General features: G+C 31.7%; 9 protein-coding genes and 1 other annotated feature. Of the genes, 7 read left to right on the top strand and 2 right to left on the bottom strand.

The window, feature by feature from the left end; genetic code table 11:
* Positions 1-13: 13 nt before the first annotated feature.
* Complete coding sequence (locus RR561_RS06670) at positions 14-2827, bottom strand: transglycosylase domain-containing protein (protein WP_332506777.1); 2814 nt, start codon at positions 2825-2827, stop codon at positions 14-16.
* 443 nt (positions 2828-3270) lie between these two features.
* Here RR561_RS06670 and RR561_RS06675 point away from each other — a divergent pair, with 443 nt between their 5' ends.
* Positions 3271-4821 carry an ABC-F family ATP-binding cassette domain-containing protein gene (locus RR561_RS06675; RefSeq protein WP_332506778.1) on the top strand — a complete coding sequence of 517 codons (1551 nt, stop codon included), beginning with the start codon at positions 3271-3273 and terminating at the stop codon, positions 4819-4821.
* Positions 4822-5205: 384 nt separating this feature from the next.
* On the opposite strand, the gene RR561_RS06680 is transcribed toward RR561_RS06675, so the two are convergent.
* A complete protein-coding gene (locus RR561_RS06680) occupies positions 5206-6753 on the bottom strand; it encodes a 4Fe-4S dicluster domain-containing protein (RefSeq protein WP_332506779.1) in 1548 nt (515 codons plus the stop codon).
* 459 nt (positions 6754-7212) lie between these two features.
* Between RR561_RS06680 and RR561_RS06685 the strand changes: the two genes are divergently transcribed.
* The 6 genes from RR561_RS06685 to RR561_RS06710 all read left to right on the top strand — a co-directional run bounded on the left by RR561_RS06685 (position 7213) and on the right by RR561_RS06710 (position 16578).
* Positions 7213-8466: an ABC transporter substrate-binding protein gene (locus RR561_RS06685; protein WP_332506780.1), complete on the top strand. Its 1254-nt coding sequence runs from the start codon at positions 7213-7215 to the stop codon at positions 8464-8466.
* 10 nt (positions 8467-8476) lie between these two features.
* The gene (locus tag RR561_RS06690) at positions 8477-9376 is read left to right on the top strand and encodes an ABC transporter permease (protein WP_332506781.1); all 900 of its coding nucleotides are present in this window, start codon (positions 8477-8479) and stop codon (positions 9374-9376) included.
* Positions 9377-9523: 147 nt separating this feature from the next.
* Positions 9524-10339, top strand: a complete 816-nt coding sequence (locus tag RR561_RS06695; protein ID WP_332506782.1) for an ABC transporter permease — start codon at positions 9524-9526, stop codon at positions 10337-10339.
* Positions 10340-10469: 130 nt separating this feature from the next.
* Positions 10470-11648: an ABC transporter ATP-binding protein gene (locus RR561_RS06700; protein ID WP_332506783.1), complete on the top strand. Its 1179-nt coding sequence runs from the start codon at positions 10470-10472 to the stop codon at positions 11646-11648.
* Positions 11649-12310: 662 nt separating this feature from the next.
* A complete protein-coding gene (locus RR561_RS06705) occupies positions 12311-13312 on the top strand; it encodes a nucleoside hydrolase (RefSeq protein ID WP_332506784.1) in 1002 nt (333 codons plus the stop codon).
* A 281-nt stretch (positions 13313-13593) separates the two neighbouring features.
* Positions 13594-13806 (top strand) — a binding site (T-box leader).
* Positions 13807-13923: 117 nt separating this feature from the next.
* Positions 13924-16578, top strand: a complete 2655-nt coding sequence (locus RR561_RS06710) for a valine--tRNA ligase (RefSeq protein WP_332506785.1) — start codon at positions 13924-13926, stop codon at positions 16576-16578.
* Positions 16579-16737: the final 159 nt, after the last annotated feature.

Here is a 16737-nt window from a genome sequence, read left to right on the forward strand (position 1 = left end):
AAATTCTTTAATGCTAATAGCCTTGCCCTTGTTGAGCATTACCAGTTCCACCAGTAGCAGCCCCACCGGTAGCAGTTCCACCAGTAGCAGCTCCAGTATTACCTGCTGCACCAGTATTAGCACCTTGATTGTAGTTGTTGTTATTGTATGACCTTCTAGTAGTTCCTGTATTTCTTCTATAGTTAGTAGTTGTGCTCTTCTTTTGATAATATCCAGCACCTGAACTATATCTATCAGGAGAAGTATCATCTAAAAATGCAGCCATAACTCCATATGAGGCACGTCCTCCATCTATAGGGTTGATACCAGTCATATAAACACCATCTGGTTTATTAAATTTCTTGTATTCTAAGTTTTCATGCACTGGGTTCATAATCTTTGACCAAAGTCTTGAAGATGACATAGATCCACCACCTTCTATAGATCTTCTTTGCATAGTTGAACCATCGTCATTTTTGATACCAGCATCATCACCGATGTATACACTTCCAACATAATATGGAGTATATCCAACGAACCAAGTATCTAGATAACTATTAGTAGAACCAGTCTTACCAGCTACTGGCATTCCAGAATCTAGTGCTGCGTTCTTACCGATACCTTCTGTGATAACTGCTTGTAGCATATCTGTCATAACATAGGCTACTGCAGGGTCTACAACTCTATGAGTTTGTGGAGTGTTCTTAACAATAAGTTCTCCATTGTATGTAGTGATAGTAGTGAAAATTTCAGGTTCCACATATACACCACCATTGGCTATTGTACCAAATGCTGCGGCCATTTGAAGAGGTGTAATACCCTTAGTCAAACCACCAAGTACCAATGAGTTGAAATGTCTATCACTTCTTTGCATACCAGCTTTATTTTCTTCCTTAAAGTCAAGTATAGTTGTAATACCAAAGTTTCTTAGATAGTCTATCATTACGTCTATACAATCTTCATATGTAGGTCCCAATAATTCAGCTGTCTTATAAGCTATAGTATTTGAAGATAAGGCCATACCATGTCTTAAAGACATAGATCCATATCCTTGGGTAGTGGTATTAGGATTATCTTCTCTATTTTCCTTAAATCTATAGCCACCTCTTGTATCTGACATAAGAGTAGATTGAGTAACCTTTCCAGTGTCGATAGCTGGGATGTATACAGATAGAGGCTTAATAGTAGAACCTGGCTGATAAGGTGTTAGAGCTCTGTTTAGAGTCTTTCTAGCCTTAATATTACGCCCACCAATTAATCCCTTGATATTTCCAGTCTTATAATCTATTACCACCGAAGCGGACTGAGGCTGACTTAATCCATTATCTGCTATAGTATCGTTAGGGAAATTACTTCCGTCTTCATACTGCTTTTCTATGGATTCCTGTATTTTTGGATCTACAGTTGAATTTATAATCAAACCACCATTATAATACATATTTCTAGCTTCTTCTTCAGTCTTACCTTGTTCCATTAGAGCATCTATTACATCGTATTCAATTAAACTTTCCACTGAGTTTGCAACTTTTTCTTTTGAGTCTGGGAACTGAATATTTATAGGCTCGTTTACCGCTTCTACATACTGTTTCTCAGTAATAACATTTAGTTCTCTCATCTTCTTAAGAACAGTTTCTTGTCTAACTTTTGCGTCTGGGTTGTTAATAGCCTTTCTTACCAGAAGTTCACCACTTTTAAGTTGCTTGTAGGTATCTTCATCGACTAAATCCCATTCATATAAACTTTCATACATATCTTTTTCGGCTTTATTTGCCTCTGCTAAACCTTCAGTAGGTAGGAAAAATAGCAACTTATGGTTTAAGTCTGCTTTTGTTTCGTCACCTGTTATTCTAGCAGTTGTATATGGTGCATATTTTGAAGGGTTTCTTGTTACACCAGCAAGCATTGCAGCTTCTCCAAGTGTTAGATCCTTATTGTGTTTATTGAAGTATCCCATGGAACCAGCTTCGGCACCGCAAAGACCCTTACCGACGAAATAATTATTTAGATAAGTCTCTAAAATTTTATCTTTGCTGACTGTCTTGCTCATTTCAAGAGCATAATATATATCTTTGATTTTACGGCTAAGTGTCTGGTCACTACTTGTAAGTAGAACCTTAGAAACCTGCATTGGAATTGTACTACCACCCTGTCTCTTACCTAGTAATGTTTTGACTACGGAACGTCCTAGTCCCCAATAATCGACACCACTATGTGAATAAAAACGCTCATCCTCTATAGATACGATAGCTTTCCTTAGATAAGGTGACATATCGCTTAGTGGAATAGGAGTCTTTTTATAAAGAGTAGGTGCAGTAGACATTGTCTCACCGTTTGAGTATTTAATAGTAGTTGTTTGATGAGTCAATTTATCTAATAGAGCTTCATTGACGGGTTTGATGTCTTTTAAAGACGCAAAAACAAACCCCAAACCTAGTGCAAAACATACTATTAAGGCAGCTATTATGCCACCGACAACTTTTCTCTTTCTTCTACTTCTGACTTTTTTCTGTAAAGCCTTTGAACTGCCTCTAGTAGCAGAGGAATTATTATTTCTCTTGCTATTTTTATCATTTCGATTTACTTTACTAGAGTCTTGTTTTTTATTTTTTGAAACACTTACAGCCCTAGTTTTCGATGAAGGGTTCGTAGATGTAGAAGATTTCCTTGAAGTTGATGTAGGTCTAGACTTTCTTTGTGGGTTAGAACTCGGTTTTTTCCTCTCAGAAGGAAGTGTCAAGTTTTTTCTACCACTTGATCTAGAATCTGAAGAATTACGGGGAGATCTGCTATTAGAACTAGCCGATTTTCTTCTTATTTTATTTTTAGCTTCAGGATTATCTTTTTTCATTTCATTTTTTACCTCCTTACTGTTTTTAATTATACATTAAAAATGTGTATATTACAATAATTAAGCTGATAAAAAGACCTATCTTACAAAATTGAGAGATTGGGAGAAATAGCCATAATTAATTGCCTATATTAAAAAATAATAATGTAATTTACCTATAATATGCTATAATATTTTAGTGCATATAATTTTAAAAAAATGCTTTGTATATTCTGTATAAACAGACTTGTTTGATTTAAAGTTAAATGTTTGTATTTTACAGAAAAACTCTTATATATGTATAATATTATGGAGAGATTATACTATATATATAAATAAATAGATAGTATAATAAAAGAATATATATTATGATGAAAATATATATTCTTTGGCATATATTTACAATGATATAATAAACATTAAATATGATATATAGTAGAAGAAAGTGTAAAATGGAGGGAAAGATGTTAGTAGTAGAAAAAGTGAGTCATGGATTTGGCTCGAGAACAATATTAGAAGATGTGTCTTTTAGAATAAGAAAAGGTGAACATATAGCACTTGTAGGTCCAAATGGAGAAGGTAAGTCAAGCTTTCTAAATATAATTACTATGAAATTGATGCCAGATGCAGGTAGTATAAAATGGTCAAACAGGGTAACGGTTGGTTATTTAGACCAACATACGGTATTGGAAAAGGGCAATACAATAAGAGATATACTTAGAGGCGCCTTCAATAATATGTATGAGCTTGAAAAAGAGATGCTAGAAATATATGATAAGATGGCAGATGCGACAGAAGAAGAGATGGCAAAATATATGGAGGATACTGCAGATATACAGACTATGTTAGAACACAGTGGATTTTATACTATTGATGCAAAGATTCAAGAAGTAGCAAATGGTCTGGGACTAGGAGACATTGGTTTGGATAAGGATGTATCTGACCTATCTGGTGGACAGAGAACAAAGGTACTTTTAACTAAGCTTTTGTTGGAAAACCCAACTATACTAGTATTAGACGAGCCTACAAACTATTTAGATGAAGAACATATAAATTGGTTAAGAAATTACTTACAAGATTATGAAAATGCGTTTGTTCTTGTATCACATGACATACCTTTTATAAATGATACTTGTAATGTAATTTATCATCTTGAAAATGGAGAACTAAATAGATACAAGGGAAATTATGATGAGTTTGAAAGGCTAAATGAGATAAAAAAACGCCAAGAAGAGCAGGCATATGATAAGCAAATAGAAGAAAGAAAGAGGCTCGAAGATTTTATAGCAAGAAATAAGGCTAGAGTAGCAACTAGAGGAATGGCAAATTCAAGACAAAAGGTATTGGATAAAATGGAAGTATTAGAAAGACCTAGAGAGAAGATAAAGCCAGAGTTTAGCTTTAAAAGTGCACGAACTTCAGGTAAAGTAGTGTTTGAAACTAAAGATTTGGTACTTGGATATGATGAAGCTCTAACAAAGCCTTTAAACTTTAGATTAGAAAGAGGCAATAAAATAGCTCTAAAGGGAATGAATGGTATAGGTAAGTCTACACTTTTGAAGACTTTATTAGGTATTGTTAAGCCTTTTGAAGGGGAAGTTCATTTGGGAGATTACTTAGAGCTAGGATATTTTGAACAAGAAAGTTCTCATGAAAATACTAATACGGCTCTTCAAGAAGTATGGAATGAATTTCCTGGTCTTGATAATGTAGAAGTAAGAAGAGCACTAGCCAAGTGTGGATTGACAAATGATCATATAACTAGTCAGATGAGAGTATTATCAGGTGGGGAAGCAGCTAAAGTAAGATTGTGTAAAATAATGCTAAAAGAAATAAACTTTTTGGTGTTAGATGAGCCCACAAACCACTTGGATGTAGAGGCAAAGGATGAGCTGAAAAAGGCTATACAAAAATTTAAGGGAACAGTTTTGTTAGTAAGCCACGAACCAGAATTTTTCATGGATATAGTAAATGATGTGTGGAATATAGAGGACTTTACAACAAAAATTGTTTAGAATAGTAGAAGAAATGAAGAATAAGAAATGAAGAATAAGAAATGAAGAATAAGAAATGAAGAATAAGAAATGAGAATTAAAAAGCAAGGAATAAGAAGCATATCTACAAATTATATTGAGTATATAAATGTTATAAAAGTATATAATCTAGAGTTTTAATCCATATTTTAAATATTGATTTATGGATTAAAAAATTATAAAAAGAGGGGCTTATCCTCTCTTTTTTTGAGTTAATAATAAAAATTAAATGCTAAAAAAATAATTTGTTCTAGATTTAATAATTAAAGAATAATATTCAATTATTAGAGTGAGTAAAAAGTCATGAATCTAGTAAGTAAAAAATTGCACAGAAAAAGGCATGGAAATCCATGCCTAAATAGTTTATTATTTTTCTATTGACCAATCATCAAACCATGTAGAATCAAGTTCTGATAATACTTCTGAGAACTGGCTTTCATTTGCTACCTTTAAATCTGCATTTTTCTTATAAAGATTTACTGTAGCTGTACTTTTATTTACTGGCTGTATTGTACCTGTACCAGCAACACATCCTCCTGGACATGCCATACCTTCTAATAGGTATCCATCTCTCTTACCTGCTTTGGCCATAAGTAGCATTTTTCTACAATCTTTAAGACCATCAGCACTATCTATTTTCATTTCTCTATCTGGATCTATCTTCTTTATAACATCGACAACTGCATTTGCAACTCCGCCAGAAACAGCGAAACCTCTACCTGCACCTGTACCTAAGTTTACTTCTTCAGATGGCTCTATAGCCTCAAGGTCTATATTCTTTGCTTGGAACATACCCATTACTTCTTCAAAAGTAAGAACATAATCAACATGACTCTTTACAGAGTTTCTAGTAGCTTCTTGCTTCTTTGATACGCAAGGTCCTATAAATACAACCTTTGCATCCTTATGTTCTTGCTTGATAAATCTGGCAGTAAACACCATTGGAGTCATTGCCATTGAAATATTATCTTTAAACTCTGGGAAAAGTTTCTTTGCCATTACAGACCACGCTGGACAGCATGATGTTGCCATAAAGTCTAGCTTATCTGGAACCTTTGACAAGTAATCTTCTGCTTCTTCTATAGTACATAAGTCTGCACCAATTGCAACTTCTACTACATCGTGGAATCCTAACTCAAGAAGAGCGGACTTTAATTTTTCAGGTGTAACCTTAGCTCCAAATTGACCTGCAAAAGCTGGTGCTATTTCTGCAATTACTTTTTCACCTGATTTTATAGATTCTATAATCTGGAATATTTGTGTTTTATCTGCTATAGCTCCAAATGGACAAGATGATATACATACACCACAAGATACGCACTTGTCGTAATCTATTGTAGCTCTGCCAAACTCATCAGATGATATTGCATCCATTCCGCATGAAGCAGCACAAGGTCTTTCCATTTTAACAATAGCTGAATATGGACAGACAGATTTACATCTACCACATTTAATACATTTTGACTGATCAATAAATGATTTTCCATCAACCATGGAAATAGCATCTTTTGGACAGACTTCCATGCAAGGTCTTGCCAAGCATCCTCTACATATATCTGTAGTCTTATAAACATTATCTGGGCATGAGTTACATGCAAACTTTATAATGTTTACAAAAGGAGCCTTATATATTGTATTTTTTACAGAACTTTCGTCTATATCAGTAGATAGTGGTGCGTGTTCATTCACCGTTCTAAGGGGCATTCCCATTGCGAGTCTTACCCTTTCTCCTACTATAGCTCTTTCTAGAAATATACTTTCTCTAAAAGATGCTATTTCACCAGGGACAATATTATATGGAATTTCTTCCAATTTATTGTAGTCTTCTTCCCCTTCATATGCGAATCTAGCGACCTCTGTAAATACATCACGGCGAACCTTTGCAATCGCGGTAAAAATACCCTTTAAGCTCATTCAAATACCTCCTAAAATTTACCTTATAAACCGTATTTCAAACATTATTCATCACAACCGTATTTCAGTATATCATAGAATACCGATAAAATAAATATGGAAAATATGTTTTTGAAATATTTTTTAAAGAATGATAATAAATAACAATGGCATACTTTTGAAAACTGTTTATATTGTTTTCAAAAACAAGGAAAACGCTTTACTTTATTCAAAAAAGAACGCAAAAACATAAGAAGTATCTAAAAGAGATAAATAAGGAAGTAAAAAAATATTTTTTTACTTTAAAATTAATTATAGACAAAACTAATAGTAAAAGGTTTTTCTATTAAAAAAATGAATCGATTTAAAAAAGTTAAAAATAAGCTGTATATAGCAAATTGTAACGATTAAATGGTATAATGATATTTGATATCAATCTATTATCGTATAGATATTTATAAAAAACAACGGAGGTGTTTTATGAAGTATTTAGGAAAGATTTCGGCATTATTTTTGACAGCAACAGTATTACTTACTGGCTGTGGATCAGGCAATAATGAGAAAAAAACTAGTGATGCTGGCGAGCAAAAAATAATGGAACAGTCATTTGATGACAGTTTAAAGGGTGCAAGGGGAACTACAGTCACTATCTATGGATGGGGAGGATCGGACCAAACTAATAATTGGATAGATCACTATCTAGGAGATAAGATGAAGAAAGATTACGATATTACTGTAAAGCGTGTAGGAATGGATATTGATGAAGTACTAAACAATATGCAAAATAGCGTACAGGCTAAAGAAGAAAAGGGTAATATTGATGTTGTATGGATAAATGGTGAGAATTTCTATACTGCAAAAGAAAATAATCTTTTATTTGGTCCATTTGTAGACAAGCTTCCTAACATGGATAAGTATGTAGATAAAAATTCAGATGAAGTAAAGTATGATTTTGGATATGAAACTGAAGGCTATGAAGCTCCATTTGGAAAGGCACAGCTGGTTATGATATATAACTCTGATAAGTTGCAAGCTATTAAAAATGCAGATGACCTTCTAAAGGCAGCAAAGGAAAATCCAGGTAAGATAACATATCCGGCTTTACCAGATTTCACAGGATCAGCATTTGTAAGAAATATAGTATATGAAAAAGTAGGTTATGACAAGCTAAAGGATATTGATCCAAAGGACGAAAAAGCTGTAAGAGAAGCAGTTAAGCCTGCAATGGACTACTTAAAGGAGCTGAAGCCTTATCTTTGGAAAGAAGGAAAAACATATCCAACAGATTCTACTCAGCTAGATAATATGTTTGCAGATGGGACAGTTTATTTTGATGTAAGCTATAATCCAAACTTTGCATCTAATATGGTAGAAAAGGGAACTTTCCCAAAGAGTACAAAGACATGTGTATTTGATAAGGGAACAATAGGCAATACTCATTTCTTGGCAATAGCAAAGAATGCACCTAATAAGGGTGGAGCAATGGTAGTAATAAATGAAATAATTAATTTTGAGTCACAAAATGAAAAATATAAGCCAGATGTTTGGGGAGATCTACCTGTAATAGATAACTCTAAGCTAAATGATGCGGAAAAGAAAAAAATAGAAAGTGTAAAGCTAGGTAGTGCAACTCTTCCTCAGGAAGAACTTCTAAAGAAGAGACAACCAGAACTTCCAGCAGATATCGTTCCAGTAATTGAAAAGATATGGGCAGAAGAGATACCTGGTAAATAGGAGAATATATATGGCAAATAAAAAAAATTATAAAGTATACCTGGAAATATTTCCAGTTATGTTTATTTTATTATTTGTCTTGGTAGTAGGCATATTCGGGGCTCTAGTTCAGAGTCTCGGATATTTTCCTATTATAGGGATGAATGATATAACATTTAGATACTATACAGAGATATTTAGAGATAGTTCTTTTATTGAAAGCTTACTATTTACTCTTTATATTACGACGGTTTCATCTATTATAAGTGTTGCTCTTGGTATTTTACTTGCTAAAATATTATTATCTTTGGAGAGAGGAAGCTCACAAAAAGGAAGAAAAAAGCTTAGTTTTGACACTTTTTACAAGCTACCAATTGTAGTGCCACATATAATAGTAGCTTTATTTGCGATTACATTTTTATCTGATTCGGGAATAATAGCAAGGATATTGTATAAACTAGGGCTAAGCAATTCTCAAGAAATATTTTCAAACGTGCTTTTTAGTTCAAATGGAATTGGAATAATAGTATCATATGTATGGAAAGAAGTACCTTATATATTATTAACATGTTTGGCAGTAATGAGAAGAATAAGCTCAAAACATGAAATGGCAGCAGTTAATTTAGGAGCGAGCAAAATGTATGCTTTTATGAAGGTTACACTGCCTATGTTGCTACCAACTATTTTGTCTACATTCACAATAATTTTCTCGTTTTCATTTGGAGCATATGAACTTCCGATGCTGCTGGGTAGTACAGTACCCAAAACTTTACCGATAAAGGCATTTATAGAGTATCAAAATCCTATAATGTCAAATAGGCCTCATGCAATGGCTATGAATATGGTGATAGTTGCCTTTTGCGTTTTATTTGTAATACTATTTAATTATATTATTAAAAGAGCAATATTGGGCAAAAGTTATGGAGAATAAAGTTGAAAAAAAGCTTATATAATATATAAGCTTCAGCTAGTAATTTTAGATATATACTAAAAAGTTATCTAGCAAGTAAAAATATAGCGATGATTGAGAATGTAAGTATAATCACGGCTATGAATTAAGGTGAAAGGCAGAATAATAATGAATAAATTAAAAGTGATTTTGATGAAAGCAATAATAGTTATATCCGTAGCTACAATATTAATACCTATCATAACTATGATTGTATGGTCTTTTACAAATAACTATAGATGGCCAGATCTTTTACCTACAAATTTTGGTTTAAGGGGATGGGAGTATGTTTTTTTAAACAATTCTAGAGTTCTAAATTCTTTAAAAAATAGTATATTTATATCTATTACAACTACATTGATTACTATACTAATCTCTATACCTTGTGCCAAAGCGTTGGCTTTTAATAATTTTAGAGGTAAAAAAATAGTTGAGTATATGGTATATTCTCCAATAATAATTCCAGCGGTATCTATTGGAATGGGATTAAATATTGAGTTTATAAAGTTGGGTCTTGCCAGAACATATCTAGGAGTAATTCTCGTAAGTATAGTTCCGTGTATACCCTATGCTGTTAATATGATAAAGGATGTATTTTTAATAACTGGAAGAGGATACATAGATCAAGCCCACACTCTTGGAGCAAGTAGTCTAGAAATCACAAAATCTATAGTATTTCCAATGATCTTGCCGGGTGTAATATCAGCAGCAATAATGTGCTATATAGTTTCTTTTAGTCAGTATTTCTTGGTGTACTTAATAGGTGGAGGAAAAATTATAACATTTACCATGGATATGTTTCCATTTATACAGTCCGGTGATAGAATGATGGGATCTGTATATGGAGTAATATTTGTGTCAACTACGGTGTTATTGTTGTTTATTATGGAAGTACTCTTAAAGAAAATTTACAAAAAAGAGTTAGAAGACTACATGTTTATGTAGGTCTAGGAGTTAGTGCTTGGCGTTAGGGTTTAAAAAGAGCTAAGACTAGGTGTTTGGATATATATAGGGCTACATATATGTTTAAAAAGAGCTAAAACCGTGTGTTTAGGTGTGGGTAAAGGAGAAAATAGTGTATAAGTTAGAGATGAAATCAATAAATAAAAAATATAGAAACAATATAGTGTTGAATAAAATGAACATATCAGTAACTAGTGGAGAAAGATTGAGTATATTGGGACCTTCTGGATGCGGAAAGAGTACAATGTTGGGAATAATGGCAGGTATTGTAGATGATTTTGAAGGTGATATTTTTCTAGATGGAATCAATATAAGTAATCTTCCCAGTAATAAGAGAAATATAGTAATTGTAAGTCAAGAAAATCTCTTATTTCCACATATGAATGTGTATGATAATATAGGTTTTGGGCTTAAAGTTAGAAAGAAAGAAAAGAGTTTTGTAGAAAAAAAAGTAAAAGTATTGCTTGAAGAAATCGGTTTAAAGGGTTACGAAAATAAGAAAGTAAACAAACTCTCAGGTGGAGAAAAACAAAGAGTGGCATTGGCTAGGGCATTGGCAGTAGAGCCAGAAATATTGCTATTGGACGAAGCTTATTCAAGTCTAGATACACATTTACGTGAAAAAATGAGAGATCTAACAATAAAACTCCAGAAAAAACACAGTATTACAACAATATTAGTTACTCATGACAAGCAAGAGGCACTTCTTTTTAGTAATAGAGTGGGAGTAATGTTGGATGGAGAGATCAAACAAATTGATACTCCACAAAATATTTACGAGAAGCCAAATAATGTTGATATCGCCAAATTTATGTTAGATGATAATTTTATAGATATAAAAGATCGGGTTCTTTTTATTAAACCTGAGCAGGTTGAAATACTTGAAAAAAATAGAAAAAATGACGAAAAAAAATCAGAAGTTTTAGATAGAGTGCTAGAATCTGAGAAAATAAAAAAACAAGAAAATATAGACATAAATCAGTATGGAAATACAGATAAAAATAAGTATAGAAATATTGAATATATTGAGGGAATAATGGAGAGTTCAAATTATTCAGGAGTAAGTATAAAACATATTATAAAGGTAAAAAGAAAAGATTTATCTAGATTGTTGTACAAAGATATAAATAATGCTTTCAGTGATATAGTAATTGACAATCCAGAGGATTCAAATAAGGATGAGTATTTGTTAGATGAGTTTATAAGGTTAAAGGTAGAAGATTTCTCCAAAAAAATATATGAAAATGGATCAAAGATAGTATTGAAAATAAAGGATTTCATTGTATATTAAATATTTATGATATTTGACTTGAGATAAGTATAAACTTTTATACTTATCTTTTTTTAGAGATATTGAAAAGCTTAGTATTTATAAAATTATATAAAAAAACACACTATTTAAGAATAAAAAAACATAAAAATTGAAAGAATAAAACATAAAAATTTAAATTAAAAAATATAATTAAATAAATTATCATTCGCAAAGTGAAAATAAAGCACTTTATATTATTAAAAAAACAAGGTTTTAAAGTCGTAAAAAGATATAAATATATAGATTACAAACAAATTTTGAAATATAATATGTTAATTAGAAACTTTGTGGAGATTTATTTATAAATAATATATAATATATAGGGGAATACGTTACTATAAGGAATTTAATTTTTAATTTAAATAAAAATTTTAACGTATTTAAGGCTATAGATAATTTTGATATGTTGATTTTTAAGTGTAAGCTTAGTCTTAAAGATATAAATTATAAGATTAATTTTATACTTATAAAAATTTATATGTACTTAAAAATAAGAGGCAAAAATATATTAAATATAATGAGTAAATAGCTTAATATATTTAATTAATATATTAATTATGAAAATATGAATAATATATCAGAATAAAATAAAATATGAGCCTATATGATAGATAGGTGTTTATACATAGAAAGGTGTAAAAATGAAAAAAGTAATATTTGATTGTGATAATACAATGGGTATAGACAATAGAGATATTGATGATGGTCTAGCATTGCTTTATCTCATCAATAATCCAGATGTAGAGCTTTTGGGAGTAACTTGTACTTATGGAAATGAGAAATTAGATTATGTTTATAATCAAACAGTCGATTTGATCAAAGAAATAGGGGCGGATGTAGATGTATATAAGGGTAGAGGCGGATATCTTATGCAAGATTATTATGCTTCAAAATATGAAAATAATACCAGCATGGAAAAAGAAGAAGTAAAGAAAAATGATGCCGCTAACTTTATAGTATCAATGGTAAACAAGTATCCAGGTGAGGTACATGTCCTAGCTACTGGATCTATGCAAAATATATTGGACGCTGGAATAATAGACACTAGTATAATAGCGCATATAAAGCAAGTTGTCTTGATGGGCGGTATTACAGGGCCTCTTGAATTTGGGGATAAAATAATGAAAGAATTAAATTTTTCAGTTTGTCCAGAAGGAGCTTTTGAAGTTTTGACACAGTATTCAAATGTTTCTGTTTTAACAGGAAACAGGTGTATGGAAATAGAGTTTTCTTTTGATGAGCTGAGTGATTTGAAGCAAAAATTTACTGTAGAAAATCATAATCTTAAAAATGAATTTGTAATCAAAAAAATAGAAAAATGGATGAATGAATTTAAAACAGAATATAATCAAGACTCAATAGTTCTCTGGGATGTAATAGCTGCAATCTATCTTACAAATCCAGAGTTATTTGACGACCATTTTGTTGGAATCAAGTCAAAGCTAAGTGATTTTGATAGTGGTTTTATAAATATTGCTGAAAAGATAATAGAAAATAAGAGAATAACAAGTGAAGATATATTCAAAATGATAGAAATACAGGATAATTCATTTGAAGAAATAAGAAGTAATGTGATTAGCATACCAAGTGCACTTGATGCTAGTAAAATAAATAAAAAAATGATAGAAATTGTTCATGGTTAAAATATAGCAAATTAGAAAATATATAGGTAAATGCAATTTAATATTATTATTTGCTTTTATTTTATATGTATCTATAGAGAATATGATATGTACAGTTTATTTATAATAAAAAATTATATCTTTAATTAGACAAGATATTTTTGATATTAAATAAAGGAGAAAAATAATATAATAGATGAAATATTTTACCTTGATTTTGAATTGCTATAAATTATATTATACATAGATATTGCAAACTTAATACTTTTATTATATAATCTATACATTGAACAAGTTTAAATTTAAAGACTCAGACAAAGAGGAGTAAATTTACAGGATTTTTCAGAGAGAAAATCGAAGGTGCGAGATTTTCAATGAATGTATTTTGAAGGTAGCTTTGTAGTTTGTCGCATGAAGTCCAGATGTGTAGTGCGATACGGGTAGTTTCGTTAAAGACTTCAAAGAGCCAGATTCGTCTGGAATTAAGGTGGTAACGCGAGCTTTTCGTCCTTTGTGGATGAAAGGCTCTTTTTTTATATAATAAAAAGTTATAGATTTAAATCTATAAAAAATTTAAATTGATTAGTAAATATTATATGTAATATTTAAGAGTATTTTACAAGGAGGAAATTATGGAAAGAAATTTACCAAAAAATTACGATCCGAAAGATTTTGAAGACAGACTGTATCAGGAGTGGCAGGATAATGATTGCTTTAAATCAGAAGTAAACAAAGATAAAGAGTCATTTACAATAGTAATGCCTCCTCCAAATATCACAGGTCAGCTTCATATGGGGCATGCACTTGATGATACACTACAAGATATATTGATTAGATGGAAGAGAATGGATGGATTCGAAGCTCTTTGGATACCTGGAACAGACCATGCATCTATAGCTACAGAAGTAAAGGTAGTAGATAGAATAAAGAGCGAAACAGGAAAGACTAAGTATGAAGTAGGAAGAGAAGAGTTCCTAAGACGTGCTTGGGACTGGAAAGATGAGTTTGGTGGCAAGATAGTTAATCAAGTAAAAAAACTTGGAGCATCATGTGACTGGGAAAAGGAAAGATTTACAATGGATGCAGGCTGCAACAAGGCAGTAACTAAATTCTTTGTAGAACTTTATAATCAAGGTCATATATATAGAGGAAATAGAATAATAAACTGGTGTCCAGACTGTAAGACTACACTTTCTGATGCTGAGGTAGAGCATGAAGATCAAGAAGGAAATTTTTGGCATATTAAATATCCTATCAAGGATAGTGATGAGTTTTTGGAAATTGCCACAACTAGACCAGAAACAATGCTAGGAGATTCTGGTGTAGCTGTACATCCAGAAGATGAAAGATACGCTCACCTTGTAGGTAAGACGGCAATACTACCTCTAGTAGGCAGAGAGTTGATAATAGTAGCAGATGATTATGTTGACAAAGACTTTGGAACTGGTGCCGTAAAGATGACTCCAGCACATGATCCTAATGACTTTGAGGTAGGAAAAAGACATAATCTTGAAGAAATAAATGTAATGAATGATGATGCAACAATGAATTCTTTGGCTGGAAAATATGAAGGTATGGACAGATATGAGTGCAGAAAAGCTATTGTAGATGATCTAAGAGAAGAAGGCTATCTAATGCACATCAAAAAGCATGATCATGCTGTAGGTACTTGCTACAGATGTCATTCTGTTGTAGAACCTAGACTATCACTTCAGTGGTTTGTAAAGATGGATGAACTTTCAAAGCCTGCTATAGATGTATTAAAAAAAGGAGATCTTGAATTTGTTCCTGATAAATTTGACAAGACTTATCTTCAGTGGCTTGAAAATATTAGAGATTGGTGTATATCTAGACAGTTATGGTGGGGACATCAAATACCAGCATATTACTGCCAGGACTGTGGAGAAATAATAGTAGCGGAGAAGGCACCTACTCATTGTAGTAAGTGTAACTCTACAAATATTGAGCAAGACGAAGATGTTTTGGATACTTGGTTTTCATCAGGACTATGGCCTTTTGAAACTCTAGGATGGCCAGAAAAAACTGAAGAACTAGATTATTATTACCCAACAAGTGTTTTGGTAACAGGTTATGACATAATATTTTTCTGGGTAGTAAGAATGGTGTTTAGTGCTATGTTCTGTATGAATGAAAAGCCATTTAGTCATGTACTAGTTCATGGTTTGGTGAGAGATGCAGAGGGTAAAAAGATGTCAAAATCTCTAGGAAATGGTATCGACCCACTAGTAATAATAGATCAGTATGGAGCAGATGCGCTTAGATTTACTCTTGCAACAGGAAACTCACCGGGAAATGATATGAGATTCTATACAGAAAGAGTAGAGTTTGCTCGTAACTTCAATAATAAATTATGGAATGCATCTAGATTTGTATTTATGAATCTTGAAGATGAATCCTTGTTAGAAAACTTGACAAGAGAAGCTGTAGAAAAAGATTTCACTCTTGCAGATAAGTGGATAATATCTAGAGCAAATGGAGTTGTAAAAGAAGTAACTCACAATATGGACAAGTTTGAGCTTGGAATGGCACTTCAAAAGGCGTATGAATTTACTTGGTCAGAGTATTGTGACTGGTATATAGAAATGGTAAAACCTAGATTATACGGTGAAGATAGGGATGCAAAAAGAGCTGCACTTTATACTCTAACTTATGTTCTTGAAAAGATATTAAAGCTTCTTCATCCATTTATACCATTTATCACAGAAGAAATATATTCATATCTTCCAACTGTTGAAGGATATATTATAAGGGCAGAATATCCTCATTATGATGAAAATGACAATATGCAGATAGAAGAAGAAAAAATGGACCTAATAATGAATGGTATCAGAAGTGTAAGAAATGTAAGAACTGAAATGAATGTTCCTCCATCAAAGAAAGCAAAGACAATAATAGTTCCAACTGTTGATAAAAAGCAAGCTATGGAAGATGGAAAAGAATACTTCAAATCTCTTGCATCAGCTTCAGACGTAGAGATCAAAGATGACAAGATAGGTATACCTGAAGACGCTGTATCAGTAGTAATAGATGGAGTAGAGATATTTATACCACTTGACGAATTAGTTGATTTTGAGAAGGAAAAAGAAAGATTAAATAAAGAAAAGAAGAAGGCTATTTCTGAAATCAAGAGGGTTGAAGGAAAGCTAAACAATCCTGGATTTATGAATAAGGCTCCAGATAAATTAGTTGAAGAAGAAAAGCAAAAGAAAGAAAAATATGAAGAGATTCTAAAGACGATAGAAGAAAGATTAGCTAAATTTAACTAATCACTTTGTATTTGTAGAGGTTAAAATCTAGATATTAGATATTAGATATTAGATATTAGATATTAGATATTAGATATTAGATATTAATTAATAGCAAATAAATAAAAATACTGCTACATTAGTGGCAGTATTTTTTGTCTAATTTTTTATCTAAATCCT

Source organism: Peptostreptococcus sp., from assembly GCF_036639115.1.
In the GTDB taxonomy this organism is placed as follows: domain Bacteria; phylum Bacillota; class Clostridia; order Peptostreptococcales; family Peptostreptococcaceae; genus Peptostreptococcus.

What these genes read in the sequence shown, in the direction of transcription:
- RR561_RS06675 (WP_332506778.1), top strand. Translation starts at nt 3,271, where the DNA reads ATGTTAGTAGTAGAAAAAGTGAGTCATGGATTTGGCTCGAGAACAATA.
- RR561_RS06705 (WP_332506784.1), top strand. Translation starts at nt 12,311, where the DNA reads ATGAAAAAAGTAATATTTGATTGTGATAATACAATGGGTATAGACAAT.
- RR561_RS06680 (WP_332506779.1), bottom strand. Translation starts at nt 6,753, where the DNA reads ATGAGCTTAAAGGGTATTTTTACCGCGATTGCAAAGGTTCGCCGTGAT.
- RR561_RS06710 (WP_332506785.1), top strand. Translation starts at nt 13,924, where the DNA reads ATGGAAAGAAATTTACCAAAAAATTACGATCCGAAAGATTTTGAAGAC.
- RR561_RS06670 (WP_332506777.1), bottom strand. Translation starts at nt 2,827, where the DNA reads ATGAAAAAAGATAATCCTGAAGCTAAAAATAAAATAAGAAGAAAATCG.
- RR561_RS06685 (WP_332506780.1), top strand. Translation starts at nt 7,213, where the DNA reads ATGAAGTATTTAGGAAAGATTTCGGCATTATTTTTGACAGCAACAGTA.
- RR561_RS06695 (WP_332506782.1), top strand. Translation starts at nt 9,524, where the DNA reads ATGAATAAATTAAAAGTGATTTTGATGAAAGCAATAATAGTTATATCC.
- RR561_RS06690 (WP_332506781.1), top strand. Translation starts at nt 8,477, where the DNA reads ATGGCAAATAAAAAAAATTATAAAGTATACCTGGAAATATTTCCAGTT.